Genomic DNA, 16,560 nt, shown 5'->3' on the forward strand with positions numbered 1-16,560 from the left:
GGCGCGCGGGCGGACCGAGGACCGGGGGAATTCCATGCAGACCGTCGAGACGCTGACGTCCAGCTCTAAAGGTCGGCTAAAAACATCTCCCGGTCATCGGTGTGCCGGGCCACTAGGGGCGGCTAGGGGGCGGAGCAAGGGTTACCGCCCGCAACGGGCTCCGAGAACCATTGCTGAATGTCCCATTCGAGCACCCCGCGGTGAATGCGTTTCCCGTACTTCCCGCAGTTCTCGCACTTCCCGCACTCTCTGCCACCTCCACGGTGAGGAGCCGGTCATGACAGCAGCAATAGGAATTCTGGGAACCGGGTCTTATCTGCCTGCCGACACGGTCTCCAATCGGCTCGTCGCGCAGCGGGCGGGGGTCACCGAGGACTGGATCTGGCGGAAGACGGGCATCCGGGAGCGCCGGTACGCGGCCGAGTCCGAGGCCACCTCCGACCTGGCGGTCGAGGCGGCGCGGGCCGCGCTGGACGCGGCCGGGATCTCGGCGGCCGACCTGTCGTGCATCGTGGTGGCGACGTCCACGCCGGATTCCCCGCAGCCGGCCACGGCCTGTCTGGTCCAGCACCGGATCGGCGCGGTGAACGCGGCCGCATTCGACCTGAACTCGGTGTGCAGCGGGTTCGTGTTCGGTCTGGTGACGGCGGCCCGGCTGCTGCCGGAGCAGGACGGCTCGGTCCGCGGTCACGCCCTGGTCATCGGCGCCGACGTGTACTCGCGGATCATCGACCGCGAGGACCGGCGCACGGCCGTCCTGTTCGGTGACGGCGCGGGCGCCGTGGTGCTGGGCCCGGTGCGGTCCGGCTACGGGGTCCTCGGCTCGCACCTGGCGAGCCGGGGCGACCAGGCCGAGCTGATCCACGTCGAGGCCGGCGGCAGCCGGCTGCCCGCCTCGGAGAAGACGGTCGCCGGGGGACTGCACCACTTCAGGATGAACGGGCGCGGGGTGCGCGACTTCGTGGCCGCCGAACTGCCGCGCGCGGTCGGCGAGGTGCTGGACCGGCACGGTCTGGAGCCGTCCGAGGTCGACCACTTCGTCCCGCACCAGGCCAACGGCGTGATGCTGGGCGAGACCGTGCCCCGGCTGGGCCTGCCCCGCGCCCGTACGCACCTCACCGTGGCCGAGCACGGAAACACCAGCGCCGCCTCCATTCCCCTCGCCCTCGACGAGGCGCACCGGTCCGGGGCGTTCCGGGACCGGGACGTCCTGCTGCTCGCCGGTTTCGGCGGCGGCATGTCCCTGGGCACGGTTCTCGTCCGCTGGGACGAGGAGGCGGCTCCCGCCCCCCGAAAGGACTCAGCAGCATGACGGCAGCATCCGCGGCACCCCTTCCCGGTCCCCTGCCCTTCTCCGCGGTCGCGGTGATCGGCCTCGGTACGGTCGGCTCCGCGCTGGCCCGTTCGCTCGCCTCGGCGGGAGCCCGTGTGGTGGCCGTGGAGGCGGACGGCGACGCCGTGGCCGGCGGCCGGGAGCGCACCGAGCGGGGGCTGGAGGATCCGGCGGCCCGGGCCCGGATCACGTACACGGCCGACCTGGCGGCCATCACGGGCAGTGAACTGGTCGTGGAGGCGGTGCCGGAGGACTTCGCGCTGAAGACGGAGGTGCTGCGGCGGGCCGACGGACTGTGCGGTCCGCGGGCGGTGTTCGCGACGACGACCTCGCTGTCGGTGACCCGGGTGGCCGCGGCGTGCGGGCGGCTGCCGCGCACGGTCGGCCTGCACCCGGTGGGCCACGCGCCGGACGGCGGTGTGGTGGAGGTGGTGACCACGCCGCTGACCGATCCGTCGGTGGGGCGGTCCGCCGGCGAGCTGGTGGCCGCGCTGGGCCGGACGGCCGTGGCCTCCAGCGACCAGCCTGGCTTCACGGGCGGCGGGCTGCTGATGGCGTACCTGAACGGCGCCGTCGCGATGTACGAGCGCCGTTACGCGTCGCGCGACGACATCGACGCGGCGATGATGCTGGGCTGCGGGCTGCCGCTGGGGCCGCTGGCCCACCTGGACCTGATCGGTCTGGACACGGCGCGCGACACCCTGCGCGGGCTGTACGAGCAGACGGGGCAGGCGCAGTTCCTGCCGCCGCCGCTGCTGGACCACATGGTGACGGCGGGGCTGCTGGGCGCGAAGGCGGGCCGCGGGTTCCACACCTGGCCCGAGGGGCCGTCGGGTCCGCGGGCCGCCGTGGCCGCGACGGGCGCCTCGGGTGGCGCGGGCGGCGGGCGGCCGTCGCGGCCGGTGCGCAGGGTCGGGGTGATCGGTTCCGGGACGATGGCGTCGGGCATCGCCGAGGTGTTCGCCCGGTCCGGGTACGACACCCGGCTGGTGGCCCGTACGGACGTGCGCGCGAAGGCGGCGCTGGACAAGGTGGCGGGCTCCGTGGAGCGCGGGGTCAAGCGGGGCCGGATCAGCGCCGAGGACGGCCGGGCCGCGCTGGAGCGGCTGGTTCCGGCGGATTCGCTGGAGGCGGTGGCCGACTGCGACCTGGTGGTGGAGGCGGTCGCCGAGGAACTCCCGGTCAAGCGGGAGATCTTCCGGGGGCTGGACGCGGTGTGCCGTCCGGGCGCGGTGCTGACGACGACGACGTCGAGCCTGCCGGTGGTGGAGTGCGCGGCGGTGACCTCGCGCCCCGAGGACGTGCTCGGCATGCACTTCTTCAACCCGGCTCCGGTGATGCGGCTGGTGGAGGTGGTCGGCACGGTGCTGACGGCCGAGGACGCGCTGGGCACGGTCCACGAGGTGTGCGGGCGGCTGGGCAAGCACCCGGTCGGCATCGGCGACCGGGCCGGGTTCATCGTCAACGCCCTGCTGTTCCCGTACCTGAACAGCGCGGTGCGGCTGCTGGAGGAGCGCCGGGCCGCCGCCGGGGAGATCGACACGGTGATGACGGCGGGCTGCGGCTATCCGATGGGCCCGCTGACGCTGCTGGACACGATCGGCCTGGACGTGTCGCTGCAGATCCAGAACAGTCTGCACGCCTCGTTCCGGGAGCCGTCGCTGGTGCCGGCCCGGCACCTGGAGCACCTGGTCGACGCGGGTTTCCTGGGCCGCAAGAGCGGCCGGGGCTTCCACACGTACTAGGGGGTGGGCGGGCGGGGCGACGGCGCCCCGCCCGCGGCACCGTTGCCCGCACGCTCCTCGCGGCATCATCCCTTGGCCATTTATGTAAGTTCACAAATTTCTGAATGTTCGGTAGAGTCATACACATGCAGCCCGACATGAACGCCGGCACCCTTCCGCTCTCCTGGTGGATCCTGGCCCTCGCACTGGCCGCGGTGTTCGGCGATTCGCTCCTGCCGGTGCTGCCCAGCGGCACCCTCGTGGTGGCCGCGGCCGCCTGGACCGCGCAGCACCACATCCCCCCGGTGCTGCCGGTCCTGGCGGTTGCCGCCGCGTCCTTCCTCGGCGACCTCGCCCTGGTCCTGCTGGCCCGGCGCGGATCCTCCTGGCTGCACACCCGCCTCGACCGGCACCCCGCGTGGCGGCAGGCGACGACCCGGCTCCAGGGCGGCCTGGCCCGGCACGCCGGCCGGGTCGCCCTGGCCGCGCGCTTCGTCCCCGCCGGGCGGACCGTGCTGGACATCGCCCTCGGCACCTCGCCCGCCCTGCGGCCGCGCCAGATGGGCTGGTCGGCGCTGGCCGGACTGCTGTGGGCGGCCTACCTGGTGACCCTCGGCCACCTCGGCAACCGGTGGTTCGACACGGCCTGGCTGGGCCTGGCCGTGTCGGTCGGCGCGACGGTGGCCGTCAGCACCCTCGCCACCCGGATGATCACTCGCCCCGGTGCGCCCGCCAGCGGTCCATCAGCGAGTCCAGTTCCAGCTTCACGAAGCTGAAGAAGTCGGCCGTCTCCTCGGCCCGCAGACCCGCCGGCGTACCGGGGCCCAGCGCCTCGACCCCCTGCTTGAGGGTGGCCGCCCAGCGGTTGAGCATCTGGTCCCGGCTGGTGACCGCCTCGTACCAGAGGTCCGCGTGGACGCGGTAGATCTCCCGGCGTTCGCCCGGCGCCCGCTCCCGGCTGACCATGTGCACCTGGGCGAGGTAGCGGACGGCCCCCGACACCGCCGCGGGGCTGACCCTCAGCCGCTCCGAGAGTTCCGCGGCACTGAGCGCGCCCGCATCCTCGGCGAGCAGGCACGCGAAGACCCGGGAGGGCATCCGGGGGACTCCGGCGGCCACCAGGTCGGCGGCGAACCGCTCGACGAAGGCCGACACCTCCTCGTTGTAGCCCCGCTGCTCGCTGGCGCCGGCACTCGCGTCCACACCGTCTCCCCGTGATCGACCCTCAGGCGATACCTTCCACTAGCTTCACGATATTCTGAAACTAAGGTATCTTCCGAAATATGATGATGGCAATCGAGATTGCCGGACTGCACAAGTCGTTCGGCCGCACCCACGCGCTGAAGGGCCTCGACCTGAGCGTCGAGAAGGGCGAGGTGCACGGCTTCCTGGGCCCCAACGGCGCCGGGAAGTCCACCACCCTGCGCATCCTCCTCGGCCTGATCCGCGCCGACCGCGGCCGCGTGCGGCTGCTGGACGGCGACCCCTGGCGCGACGCGGTCGCGCTGCACCGCCGGATCGCCTACGTACCCGGCGACGTGAACCTGTGGCGCAACCTCTCCGGCGGCGAGGCCCTCGGCTTCCTCTCCGGGCTGCGCGGCGCCACCGACCCCCGGGCCGCCAAGGAGCTGACGGACCGCTTCGAGCTCGACCCGGGCAAGAAGGGCCGCGCGTACTCCAAGGGCAACCGGCAGAAGGTCGCCCTGGTCGCCGCCTTCGCCTCCGACGCCGAACTGCTCGTCTTCGACGAGCCCACCTCCGGCCTGGACCCGCTGGCGGAGGAGGTCTTCCAGAGCTGCGTCGGCGAGGCCGCCGACGAGGGCCGCACGGTCCTGCTGTCCAGCCACATCCTCACCGAGGTCGAGGCGCTGTGCGACCGCGTCAGCATCGTCCGCGACGGGCGCACGGTGGAGACGGGCTCGCTCAGCCGGATGCGGCACCTGTCCCGCACCTCCGTGACCGCCGAACTCGCCGCCCCCGCCGAGGGCCTGGAGGAGCTGCCCGGGGTCCACGGCCTGGAGGTCCGGGGGACGAAGGTCACCGCCCAGGTCGACGCCGAGCACCTCGGCACGCTCCTGCGGGCGCTCTCCGAGTCGGGGGTGCGCAGCCTCGTCAGCCGGCCCCCGACGCTCGAAGAGCTGTTCCTGCGGCACTACCGCCCCACGGCCGAGCCCGAGCCGGCCGGGCACGGCGAGCCGGCCGGGTCCGCCGGGGCCCCGGGGGCGCGCTGAGGGCCGCGCGGGCCGCACCTCACCCCTCCCCCGCCGGCAGCAGCCGCTTCTGGATCTTGCCCATGGCGTTGCGCGGCAGCGCGGCCACGAACCGCACCTCGCGCGGCCGCTTGTGCACCGACAGGCGCGTGGCGACGAAGTCGGTGAGCTCGGCCCCGGTCACCCCGGAGGCCACGACGAACGCGACCACGCGCTGGCCCAGATCGGCGTCCGCCACCCCGACGACGGCCGCCTCGCGCACCCGCGGGTGGTCCAGGAGGGCGTTCTCGATCTCGCCCGCCCCCATCCGGTACCCACCCGACTTGATCATGTCGACGGAGGCCCGGCCCACGATGCGGTGGGTGCCGTCCGCGTCGATCGCGGCGATGTCGCCCGTGCGGAACCAGCCGTCCTCGGTGTACGAGGCCGCCGTGGCCTCGGGGCGCCCCAGGTAGCCGGAGAACAACGTGGGTGCGGTCAGCTGGAGTTCACCGATCTCCTCCCCCGGTCCGGCCGCGATCCGCGTGCGGACCCCGGGCAGCGGGGTCCCCACCGCGCCCGGCCGCAGCGGGCCGTCCGCCCGGCCGCTCACCGTGATCAGGGTCTCCGTCATCCCGTACCGCTCGACCGGCCGGCGTCCCGTCAGCTCCTCCAGGCCGCGGAAGACCCGCTCCGGCAGCGGGGCGCTGCCCGAGACCAGCAGCCGCGCGGAGCGCAGCGCGCGGGCCCGCTCCGGGTCCCCGACGACGCGGGACCACACCGTGGGCACCCCGAAGTACAGGCTGCCGCCCGCCTCGGCGTACGCGGCCGGGGTGGGCCGGCCGGTGTGCACGAGGCGGCTGCCCGTGCGCAGCGCGCCGAGGGCGCCGAGGATCAGCCCGTGCACGTGGAACAGCGGCAGCCCGTGGACCAGGGTGTCCTCGGCGCTCCACTGCCAGGCCTCGGCGAGGGCGTCCAGTCCGGCGGCGATGGCGGCGCCGTCGAGCACGACCCCCTTGGGCGCGCCGGTGGTCCCCGAGGTGTAGAGGACCATCGCGGGGGCGTCGGCCGCCGGTGCGGGGCCGCTCCAGGCGGCCCGGCGGGCGAAGTCGGCCGTGACGGGGGTGGCGCCCGAGTCGCGCAGGATGTGCTCGCGTTCGGCGACGCCCGCGTCGGGCGGTACGGGGACGACGGGCACCCCGGCCAGCAGGCAGCCGGCCACCGCGGCGACGGTCTCCAGGGAGGCCGTGGCCTCGACAGCGACGGCGGGGGCGCCGGCCACGTCGGCGGCCACCGCCCCGGCCGCGCCCAGCAGTTCCTCGTACGAGGCGGTCCGGCCGGCGACGGTGACCGCGTCGACGCGGTCCCCGTACACCCCTTCCAGCGCCGTGAGCACGGGCATCTCTCCTTACGTCGGTACGTGGTGACGCGTCGCGCGCGTCGGTCGGTCCCCGCGCGCTCCGCAGGCGGCCCTTCGGCGGGGCGGGGCGGTGGCGGGGCGGCTCAGCCCGCGGCGCGCAGCCGCCACACCCCGGGCCGGGTCTCCGTCCAGTCCGGCAGCGGCAGGCCGCCGCGCACCTGGCGCAGCCACCGGACGGCGTACGCCTCGCGCCGCCGGTCGCCGAGCTGGGCCGCCAGGGTCAGGCACCGCGCGAAGTGCGGTTCCGCGGAGGCGGGGCCCTCCGTCTCCAGGGCGAGCAGGGCCCGCACCCGCCGGGCCTCGTAGTGGTCGCGGGGGTCCCCGGGCGCCGGGTCGAGGACCCGGCCGATCAGCCGGGCCGCCTCCGTGACGGCCGAGGCGTCCAGGCTCAGTTCGGCCAGGCCCGTCAGGGCGCGGGCGCGCTCGGGCCGGGCGTCGGCCCCGTCGGCGGCCCGCAGCGCGCGCCCGTACAGGCCGCGGGCGGTGTCCGTCCGCCGGCGCTGCCAGGCGAGGTCGCCGAGCGAGCGCAGCAGCCGGGACTGGGCGCCGAGGTCGCCGAGGTGTTCGGCGGCGTCGAGGGCCAGGGTGTGCGCCCGCTCCCAGTCGTCCCAGGCCGCGTGGGCCTCCAGGGGGGCGGTCAGGGCGTCGGCGAGGCGCACCGTGTGCTCCCACAGCCCGGCAGTGTGGGCCCGGCCGAGGGCCGCGACCAGCGCGGTGCGGCGTTCGGCGAACCATTCGGCGGCGTGCGGCAGCGCGTCGGCCTCCTCCGCCTCGGCGGCCAGGGCTCCGGCGAGCCGGGCCACGGCGCGGGCCACCTCGCCGGGGGGCTCCTGCGCGGTGAGGAGCTCGCCCGCCAGGAGCCGCCACAGCACGTGCAGGCGGTAGGCGCCGCGGGGTTCGGCCCGCAGCAGACGGGCCTCCACGAGGCCCTCCAGCACGGCTTCGGCGTCCGGTTCGGCCAGGCCGAGCAGGGCGGCCGCGTCGGTGGCGGGGAAGGGGCCGGCGGGCAGCAGTGCGAGCAGCCGGAAGGCGCGCCGCAGCGGTTCGCCGGCTTCGTCGTAGGCCCCGCGCAGGGCCGCGTCCAGGCCGGGCTGCGCGGAGCGGAGTTCGGCCAGTGGGGCGTGCTCGTCGGCGAGCCTGGCGGCGAGGGAGGCCACGGTCCAGTGCGGGCGGGCCGCCAGCCGGCCCGCGAGGGCCCGTACGGCCGACGGCAGACGGCCGCACGCCTCGACGACGGCGGCGCAGGCCCCTTCGGGCCCGTCGTCCTCGCCGTCCCGGCCCGACGCGGCCAGCAGCAGCCGGCGGGCCTGCGCCGGGGCGAGGACGTCCAGCAGGTGCACCCGGGAGACCGGGACCGCGGGGGGCCGGCGGGCGGTCAGCAGCGCGGTGCTGCCGGGGGTCGCGGGAAGCAGGGGGGCGGTCCGGTCCCCGCCCGCCGCGTCGTCGAGCACGAACAGCATCCTGCGGCCCAGGGTGAGCCGGTCCAGGGTGCGGCGCAGCCCGTCGAGCTCATCGGGCAGCGGTCCGGTGACCCCGCAGCGGCGGAGCAGCAGGGTCAGCGCGGCGGCGGGTGCGAGCGGTTCGCCGGCCGCGTCGCGCAGGGCGAGGAACACCCGGCCGTCGGGGAAGAGCCCGTCGGCGCGGTGCGCGGCGGCCAGGGCGAGGGCGGTCTTGCCCGTGCCGGCGGGGCCGGTGAGCGTGACGCAGCCGCCCGCCGGGACGTCGCGCAGCAGCGTCTCCAGTGCGGCCAGCTCCTCGCCGCGTCCGGTGAACAGCGGGTCGGACGGCGGGAGTTCGCTGGCCGGTACGCCGGCGGGCGGCAGGTCGGGTTCCGGTTCGACGGCGGACGGCGGGGCCGCGGACACGGCGTTCCCGCCCGTGTTCCCGCCCGCGGTCACGGTCGCGGTCACGGTCGGACGGGGGCCGCCGGGCGGGGAGGGTGCGGCGGCCGAGGGGCGCAGCAGGGCGGTGTCGCCGGCCAGGATCCGGCCGTGGAGCTGCTGCAGCGGCGGGCCCGGCTCGATCGCCAGTTCGTCGACGAGGGTGCGCCGCAGCCGGGCGAAGGCCTCCAGCGCGTCGGCCTGCCGGCCGGAGCGGTAGAGGGCCACCATCAGGTGGGCGTGGAACTCCTCGCGCATCGGGAGTTCGGTGGCGAGCGCCTGGAGTTCGCCCACGAGGTCGTGGTGGCGGCCCAGTTGCAGGTCGGCCCGGATGCGCTGTTCGAGTGCCGCCGTGCGCAGTTCGCCGAGGCGGATGGCGGTGCTGTCGAGCAGGGGCCCGTGAGGGGTGTCGGACAGCAGGGGGCCGCGCCACAGCGCGAGCGCGCGGCGCTGGAGGTCGGCGGCGGCCGGGGCGTCGTGGCGGGCCATGGCGGCACGGCCCCGGGCGTGCAGGTCCTCGAAGGCGGACAGGTCCAGCCGGTCCGGATCCAGCCGCATGAGGTAGCCGGGCGGGCGGGTGACCAGGGCTTCGCGGCCCGCGTCGGGGTCGGCGGCGTGCAGGAGCTTGCGCAGCTGCGAGATGTAGACCTGGAGCGTGGTCGTCGCGGTGCGCGGCGGGTCCTCGCCCCACAGTTCGTCGATGAGGCTGCCGACGGACACGATCTCGTCGGCTCGTACCAGCAGCGTCGCGAGGACCACGCGGATCTTCGCCGCACGGGGCGTCACCCGGCGCGCGTCCGGGCCGGCCGCGTCCACTTCCAGTGGCCCCAACACCCGAAATCGCATGCAGCCCCCGTTCCTCGGTACTCCGGTGGCACGGGTGGCGGCAGACTCCCCCAGCTGCCCGGCCCTCGCCACCCTAGGGCGGGTCCCACCCCCGGCTTCGGACAGCGGAACCCCTGATCCGGGGCCGCGCACCCTGGCCCGGGACCCGCAAGCCATGCTTTAGGCGGAGCGCGGAGCATGCCGAGGCGTTGGCGGCAGGGGCGCCGGGCGTTCGGCAGTTGCCCCGGATGCGCCAGAAGGGGGCTGACGTTGACTGGATTCGCTACGTTCACCGAAGTGCTCCGCGGCCGGGCCGCGGAACTCGGCGAGCGCGACGCTCACGTGTTCCTCGGTGACGCCCCGGGCGCCGCCGCCGAGCACCTCACGTACGGGCAGCTGGACCGCGCGGCCCGGGCCATCGCGGTGCGGCTGCGCGAACACGGGGCCCTGGGGCAGCCGGTGCTGCTGCTGTACCCGCCGGGTCCGGGGTTCCTGAAGGCGTTCGCCGCCTGTCTGTACGCCGGTGCCGTCGCCGTTCCCGCCCCGCTGCCCGGCGACCGGGGCGAGCGGCTGCAGCGCGTGTCGGGGATCATCCGCGACACCGGGGCGCGGCTGGTGCTGACCGACTCCGCGCACGCCCCCGACGTGTCGCTGTGGCTCGCCATGGCGGGCCGGGGCGAGACGGTGTGCCTGGCCACCGACGTGGAGGAGGGGCTGGACGCCGATGCCTGGCAGCCGCCGCCCACCGGTCCGGACGACCTGGCGTTCCTCCAGTACACCTCGGGTTCGACGTCCCGGCCGCGCGGGGTGATGGTCAGTCACCGCAACCTCCTCGCCAACATGGAGGCGATGCGGGGGCTCCTGCGCTCCACGGCCGACGACGTGTTCGGCAGCTGGCTGCCGCACTACCACGACATGGGGCTCATCTGCCATCTGCTGCACCCGCTGTGGCTGGGCACCTCGTCGGTGCAGATGTCGCCGACCGCGTTCGTCAAGCGGCCGGTGCGCTGGCTGCGTTCGATCGGCGAGTACGGGGTGACCGTCGGCGGCGGCCCGAACTTCTGCTACGACCTGTGCCTGCGCCGGATCACCGACGAGCAGCTCGCGGACCTCGACCTGAGCAGCTGGCGGCTGGCGATCAACGGCGCCGAACCGGTGCGCCACCAGACCCTGGAGGCCTTCGCCGAACGCTTCGCCGCGGCCGGTTTCCGCCGCGGGAGCCTCTACCCGGCGTACGGGCTCGCCGAGGCCACGCTCGTGGTGTCGGGCGGCACGCCCGGCAGCGGGCCGCGCACGCTGACCGTCGACGCGGCCGGCCTCGAATACGACGAGCTGCGTCCGCCGCGCCCGGGACGGCCGGTGCGGACCCTGGTCGGCAGCGGCTCCGTGCGCGGCTTCGCGGTGCGGATCGTGGAGCCGGTGATCGGCGAGGAGGTGCCCGAGGGACGGGTCGGGGAGATCTGGGTGCGCGGCGACAGCGTCGCCCAGGGCTACTGGCGCCGTCCCACCGACACCGCCCGTACCTTCCACGCCATGGTGGACGACGGGGAGAGCGGCTTCCTGCGCACCGGCGACCTCGGGGTGGTCGACGGGGACGAGCTGTACGTCACGGGCCGCCTCAAGGAGATGATCATCCTCAACGGCCGCAACATCTACCCGCAGGACGTCGAGTGGGCGGTGCGCGAGGGGGAGCCCGCCCTCGGGGCGGGACAGGGGGCCGTGTTCACCGTGGACGCGGACCGCGAGCAGCTCGTCGTCGTGCACGAGGTGCGTCCGGAGAACGCGGACTGGGAGACGCTGCGCGCCCTCGCCCGCCGCATCCAGGTCCTCATCGGCCAGGACTTCGACGTGCCCGCGGCCAATGTGCTCCTGGTGCGGCCCGGCACCCTGCGCCGCACCACCAGCGGCAAGATCCAGCGGACCCTGATCCGCAAGCTGTTCCTGGAGGGCGAGGTCAGCGGCGTCTACGAGGTCCTCGACCCGGCCGTGCGCGCCCTGGTCCGGCCGCGCGACACGCTCCTGGGCAACGACCTGCTGCGGCCGGCCGGCCGGGCCGGCACCCGGTCCGCCATGCAGGAGACGGCGTGGTGAGCGCGCTCGCCGTCGCCGCCGGACCGGCCCCCCGGGCGCCGGTGCGGCGGCCCGCGCCGTCCCCGGAGTCGACGAGCGGCCGGGTCCGGGCCGCCGCGCTGGAGGCCCTGCTCGGCGACCCCGGCGCGCCCGGCAACCCGGCCGGGCACCGCGCCCTGCTGGCCTCCGACCAGGCGGCCGCGCTGTCCCCGGAGGCGGAGGGGCTGCTCGACGACTTCGGCATGCACCGCGAGTTCGTCCCCCGCGAGCTCGGTGGCCGCTTCGACTCGCCCGAGGGCCTGCTGCGGGTGATGCGGCCGGTGTTCCGGCGGGACGTGTCCCTCGGCATGGGCTACGGGATGACCACCTTCATGGCCGCCTCCGACGTGTGGATGCGCGGCAGCCGGGAGCAGCGGTCGTGGCTGGGCGGTCTGCTGCTGGGCGGGTCGAAGGCGGCCATCGCCCAGCACGAGACCGCACACACCAACGACTTCGTGCGCAACCAGATCGCCGCGGAGCCCGTGCCCGGCGGCGGGCTGTCGGTCACCGGGGCCAAGCCGGTGGTCAACAACCTGCACCGGGCGGACGCCCTGGTGCTGTTCTGCCGCACCGGCGGGCACTTCCCCGGGGGGACGCAGAGCGCCCTGCTGCTGGACCCGCGCACCCTGCCCGCCGACCGGTACCGCACCGAGCGGCGGCCCGCGGCGGTGGGCCTGCGGTCCTGCTTCTTCTCGGGCGTGCGCTTCGACGACTGCCCGGTGCCCGCCGACGCGCTGCTCGGCGCGCCCGGCAGCGGGGTCACGACCTCGCTCCAGTCGTTCCAGATGAGCCGCACCCTGATGGCCTCGCTGTCGGTGGCCGCCGTGGACACGAGCCTGCGTACGGCCGTGCTGGTGGACCGCCGGCGGGGGCCGGGCGCGGCCGGCACGGCGCCGGTGGACCCGCAGCACACCGCGAACACCCTGACCGGGGCGTTCGTGAACCTGCTGCTCTACGACTGCCTGGCGGTCGTCGCCACCCGGGCGCTGCACCTGCTGCCGGCGGAGACCAGCGTGTACTCGGCGGCCGTGAAGCTGCTGCTGCCGCGGGTGCTGATCGAGACGATGTACGACCTGTCCACCGTCCTGGGGTCCCAGCTGTACACGCGGGACGGCACGGTCGGCGTCCTGCAGAAGCACATCCGGGACGTGCCGGTGATCAGCCTCGGCCACGCGGGGACGGTCGCCTGCCAGGCGACGATCATCCCGCAGCTGAAGCACCTGGCGAGCCGTTCCTGGTTCACCGAGGAGGAGGCCCCCGCCGCGCTGTTCCAGCCCGACGCGCCCCTGCCGGCGTTCCGTTACGACGCGCTCGCGCTGGCCGGCGGTCGCGACAGCCTCAGTGCCTCGCTGCTGGCCGCCGCCGCGGAACTGCCGGGGCGCGATCCGGTGGAGCGGGCCCTGCGCACGATGACGGAGCACCTCGTCGAGGAGCTGCGGGACCTGCGCCGGCGGGTGCTGGCGCTGCCGCCGCTGGACGGCCGCACCCCGGTCGGGCCGGCCTGGTTCGCGCTGACCGACCGCTACGTGCTGGTCCTGGCCGCCGCGGCCGTGCTCGGCGTGCGCCGCCACAACCGCGACGGGCTCGACCCGTTCCTGGCCGATCCGGCCTGGGCCGCCGCGGCCCTGCACCGCATCACGCGCAGGCTCGGCACCGAGCCCGTGGAGCTGCCCCCCGAGTGCATGGCGCGGGTCCACCAGGAGGTCCTGGCCCGCTTCGGGGACCGGCGCAGCTACGACCTGCACAACACCCCGCTTCCCGGCTGACGGGCAACGGCCCCGACCACCGTCCTCCCCCTTCGCCCGCATGCAAGGAGTCCAGGGATGTCCCTGCCCGTGTCGCCGCACAGCGCGGCCCCGCTGCACCACTGGCTGACCGACCGCCTCGCCGTGTACCTCGACCGGCTGCCGGACAGCATCGACCCCACCGTGCCGCTCGCCGAGTACGGCATGGACTCGGTGGGGGCGCTCAGCCTGTGCGGGGACATCGAGGACACGTTCCGCATCGCCGTGGACCCGTCGCTGGCCTGGGACCACCCGACCGTCGTCGCGCTGGTCGCCCATCTGACGGCGCGGGGCGTGACGGTGCCGACGGCGGGGGTCTCCCGGTGAGCTCCGCCTCCGTCGCCCTGGTCGGACTGGACTGCGTCTTCCCCGGGGCGCCGGGTCCCGACGCCTACTGGGACCTGCTGATGCGCGGCGGCGACGCCACCGGCGAGCAGCCCGTCGCGCGCCGGTTCGGGCCGGGGTACGAGACGCCGGTGCGCGGCGGGTTCATCGACGACGCCGACGTGTTCGACAACGACTTCTTCACCGTCTCGCCGCGCGAGGCGGCCGCGATGGACCCGCAGCAGCGGCTGCTGCTCCAGTGCGCGTGGCGGGCCGTGGAGGACTCGGGGCGCTCCCCGCGGTCCCTGGCGGGCGGCGACACCGGTGTGTTCGTCGGCATGATGGGCAGCGAGTGGGGCCAGCTGCACCTGGGCGACTACGGGCGGGTGACCCCGCAGCTGGGCGCCGGGTCCAGTGCCGGCATGGCCGCCAACCGGATCTCGTACCACCTCGACCTGAAGGGGCCGAGCCTGTCCGTGGACACGGCCTGCTCCTCCTCGCTGGTCGCCGTGCACCTGGCGGTCAACTCGCTGCTGTCCGGGGAGTGCGGCACGGCGCTGGCCGGCGGGGTCAACCTGATCCTGACGCCGGCGCTGGGCCTGGTGTACGCGCAGATGGGGCTGGCCTCGCCGGACGGCCGGTGCCGGCCGTTCAGCGCCGACGCGAACGGCATCGCGCGCAGCGACGGCGTCGGAGTGGTGGTGCTGCGGCGGCTGGAGGACGCGCTCGCCGACGGGCAGCGGGTCTACGCCGTCATCCGGGGCACCGCCGTCAACCAGGACGGGCGCAGCAACGGCGTCACCGCGCCGAACCGGCACTCCCAGCGGGAGGTCGTCGCGGCCGCCTACCGCCGGGCCGGGGTCACCCCGGAGCAGGTGCGCTTCGTGGAGGCCCACGGCACGGGCACCGCGCTCGGCGACGTCATCGAGTGCGGGGCCCTGGGCGAGGTGCACGGCGTACCGCGCGAGGAGCCGTGCGCGATCGGCTCCGTCAAGGGCAACCTCGGGCACACGGAGGGGGCCGCGGGGATCGCCGGGCTGATCAAGGTGGCGCTCGCCCTGCACCACCGGATCGTGCCGGCGAGCCGGTTCGCGGACCGCGAGAACCCCCAACTGCGGCTCGCCGAACGGGGGCTGGCCCTGCTGAAGGCGCCGGTGCGGCTGCCCGCCGGTGAGGTCGTGGCGGGGGTGAGCAGCTTCGGCATGGGCGGGACGAACGCGCACGCGGTGCTCGCCGCCGCGCCCCGTACGGCCCGGACCGGGCGCCGCCGGGCGGCGTCCGCGCCGACCGGGGTGTTCACGGTCTCGGCCGACACCCCGGAGGCGCTGCGCCGCAACCTGGCCGCGCAGGCCGAGGCGGTGGCGGCCCGCCCGCGCGGGGACGCCGCCGCTTTGTGCTGGACCAGCAACCGGGTCAAGACGGGGCTGCCCTACCGGGCGGCGTTCACCGCCTCCGACACCGTGGAGCTGGCCGCGGCGCTGCGCGGGGCCGCCGAGGACGCGCGGCTCGCCGCCGGGATCGCCGACCGGGCCTGGCGCCCGCCGGTCATCGGGTTCCTCTTCACCGGCCAGGGCGTCCAGGACCCCGGGATGACGGCCGCCCTGTACCGGCAGTCGCCGCTGTACCGGAGCCGGCTCGACGAGGCCGACGCGGCGCTCGCCCCGTACCTGGGCGGCTCGGTGCGCGACCTGATCCTGGACGGGGATCCGGCCGTGCACCGCACCCGCTGGGCGCAGCCCGCCCTGTTCGCCGTCGGTCACGCGCTGGCGGCGACGCTGAGCGGGCTCGGCGCGGGGCCGCACGTGGTGCTCGGGCACAGTGTCGGGGAGTTCGCGGCCGCCGTGGCGGCGGGGGTGCTCACGCTGGACCAGGCGGCCCGGCTGGTCGCGGAGCGGGCGCGGCTGATGGACGCGCTGCCCGAGGGCGGCGGCATGCTGTCGGTGCGGGCGGGACGCGAGGCGGTCGAGGAGTTCCTCACCGCCGGTGCCGGGGTGTCGCTGGCCGCGGTCAACGGCCCGGAGAACACCGTCCTGTCCGGCACCCTGGAGGCGCTGGAACGGGTAGCCGGGGTGCTGCGCGGGCGCGGCACCCACTGCCGTACGGTCAACGTCTCGCACGCCTTCCACTCGCCGCTGGTGGTTCCCGCCCTGGAGCCGCTGGCCGCCGCGGCGGCGGGGATCACGCCCGCCGCGCCGCGCGTCCCGCTCGCCTCCACCCGGTACGGGCGGCTGCTGGCCGACGAGCCGATGGACGGCGCCTACTGGGCCGGTCAGGCCGCCGAGCCGGTGCTGTTCGCGGACGCGCTGGCCGACCTGGTGGCGCGGACCGCCCCGACGGCGCTCGTGGAGATCGGCCCGGCGCCGCAGCTGATCCAGCTCGTGGGCCGGTCCGGGATGTCCGACGGGATCCGGCTGCTGCACCCGGCGCCGGGCCGGGACGCGAGCGCCCGGGACCTGGCCGAGACGGTCGCCGCCCTGTACCGCTCGGGTCTGGAGCCGCGGTGGGAGGAGCTGTACGAGCCCGCCTGGCGCACCACCGAGCGGCTGCCCCCGTACGCCTTCTCCGCCGAGCACCGCTTCTGGCACACCGCGACCGCCCGCCCGCGGGCCGACGTGGCCCCGCCCGTTCCCGAGGCCGAGTCCGGCCCGGCGACCGTGACGGCCGTCGCGTCCGCCGCCGTCGCGGACGGGGGCGAGCGCGGCGGATCCGAGGACCCGGTGCTGGCCGCCGTCGTGCGCGCCGTCGTGGAGGTGGGCGACTACGCGCCCGAACGCGTCGACCGGCGTTCCCGTTTCTACGAGGACCTCGGCTTCGACTCTGTAATGATCATGCAACTCAAGGACCGGATCGAGACCTCGCTGCCGCAGGCCGGCGGCATCGCGGTGCAGCAACTGCTGCCCGCGCTGCGCTCGGTGGGCACCCTGGCCGACTTCGTCGGCGAGTGGATCAGTGTGGGGGTACGACCGTGACAC

At 75.5% G+C, this 16,560-nt stretch carries 11 protein-coding genes; 8 read left to right on the forward strand and 3 right to left on the reverse strand.

Annotation, left to right across the window (positions count from 1 at the left end):
- Window positions 1-277: 277 nt before the first annotated feature.
- From OG295_RS40560 to OG295_RS40570, 3 genes are all read left to right on the forward strand, one after another.
- Window positions 278-1,312: a beta-ketoacyl-ACP synthase III gene (locus tag OG295_RS40560; protein ID WP_331733157.1), complete on the forward strand. Its 1,035-nt coding sequence runs from the start codon at window positions 278-280 to the stop codon at window positions 1,310-1,312.
- Window positions 1,309-3,078, forward strand: coding sequence for a 3-hydroxyacyl-CoA dehydrogenase NAD-binding domain-containing protein (locus OG295_RS40565; protein ID WP_331733160.1), 1,770 nt, complete (start codon window positions 1,309-1,311; stop codon window positions 3,076-3,078). The genes OG295_RS40560 and OG295_RS40565 overlap by 4 nt, the downstream gene beginning before the upstream one ends.
- A gap of 125 nt (window positions 3,079-3,203) precedes the next feature.
- Window positions 3,204-3,833: a DedA family protein gene (locus tag OG295_RS40570; RefSeq protein WP_371681545.1), complete on the forward strand. Its 630-nt coding sequence runs from the start codon at window positions 3,204-3,206 to the stop codon at window positions 3,831-3,833.
- On the opposite strand, the gene OG295_RS40575 is transcribed toward OG295_RS40570, so the two are convergent.
- Window positions 3,769-4,260 carry a MarR family transcriptional regulator gene (locus OG295_RS40575; protein WP_331733169.1) on the reverse strand — a complete coding sequence of 164 codons (492 nt, stop codon included), beginning with the start codon at window positions 4,258-4,260 and terminating at the stop codon, window positions 3,769-3,771. The genes OG295_RS40570 and OG295_RS40575 overlap by 65 nt on opposite strands.
- A gap of 80 nt (window positions 4,261-4,340) precedes the next feature.
- Between OG295_RS40575 and OG295_RS40580 the strand changes: the two genes are divergently transcribed.
- Window positions 4,341-5,288 (forward strand): ABC transporter ATP-binding protein, encoded by a 948-nt coding sequence (locus OG295_RS40580; RefSeq protein ID WP_331733173.1) that lies wholly within the window; start codon window positions 4,341-4,343, stop codon window positions 5,286-5,288.
- Between the two features lie 19 nt (window positions 5,289-5,307).
- Here the strand turns inward: OG295_RS40580 and OG295_RS40585 are convergent, their stop codons facing one another.
- Together OG295_RS40585 and OG295_RS40590 are read right to left on the reverse strand one after the other, a co-directional pair.
- On the reverse strand, window positions 5,308-6,648 hold the full coding sequence (locus OG295_RS40585) for an AMP-binding protein (protein WP_331733176.1): 1,341 nt from the start codon (window positions 6,646-6,648) through the stop codon (window positions 5,308-5,310).
- 101 nt (window positions 6,649-6,749) lie between these two features.
- Window positions 6,750-9,392: a BTAD domain-containing putative transcriptional regulator gene (locus tag OG295_RS40590; protein WP_331733180.1), complete on the reverse strand. Its 2,643-nt coding sequence runs from the start codon at window positions 9,390-9,392 to the stop codon at window positions 6,750-6,752.
- A 249-nt stretch (window positions 9,393-9,641) separates the two neighbouring features.
- On the opposite strand from OG295_RS40590, the gene OG295_RS40595 reads away from it, so the two are divergent.
- The 4 genes from OG295_RS40595 to OG295_RS40610 are packed head-to-tail and all read left to right on the forward strand — an operon-like array spanning window position 9,642 to window position 16,557.
- A complete protein-coding gene (locus tag OG295_RS40595) occupies window positions 9,642-11,462 on the forward strand; it encodes a fatty acyl-AMP ligase (RefSeq protein ID WP_331733185.1) in 1,821 nt (606 codons plus the stop codon).
- A complete protein-coding gene (locus tag OG295_RS40600; protein ID WP_331733190.1) occupies window positions 11,459-13,246 on the forward strand; it encodes an acyl-CoA dehydrogenase in 1,788 nt (595 codons plus the stop codon). Before OG295_RS40595 ends, OG295_RS40600 begins: the two co-directional genes overlap by 4 nt.
- Before the next feature lie 57 nt (window positions 13,247-13,303).
- A complete protein-coding gene (locus OG295_RS40605; RefSeq protein WP_331733195.1) occupies window positions 13,304-13,591 on the forward strand; it encodes an acyl carrier protein in 288 nt (95 codons plus the stop codon).
- On the forward strand, window positions 13,588-16,557 hold the full coding sequence (locus OG295_RS40610) for a beta-ketoacyl synthase N-terminal-like domain-containing protein (RefSeq protein WP_331733198.1): 2,970 nt from the start codon (window positions 13,588-13,590) through the stop codon (window positions 16,555-16,557). Before OG295_RS40605 ends, OG295_RS40610 begins: the two co-directional genes overlap by 4 nt.
- The last annotated feature ends 3 nt before the right edge of the window (window positions 16,558-16,560 follow it).

Source organism: Streptomyces sp. NBC_01276 (assembly GCF_041435355.1).
Taxonomy (GTDB): domain Bacteria; phylum Actinomycetota; class Actinomycetes; order Streptomycetales; family Streptomycetaceae; genus Streptomyces.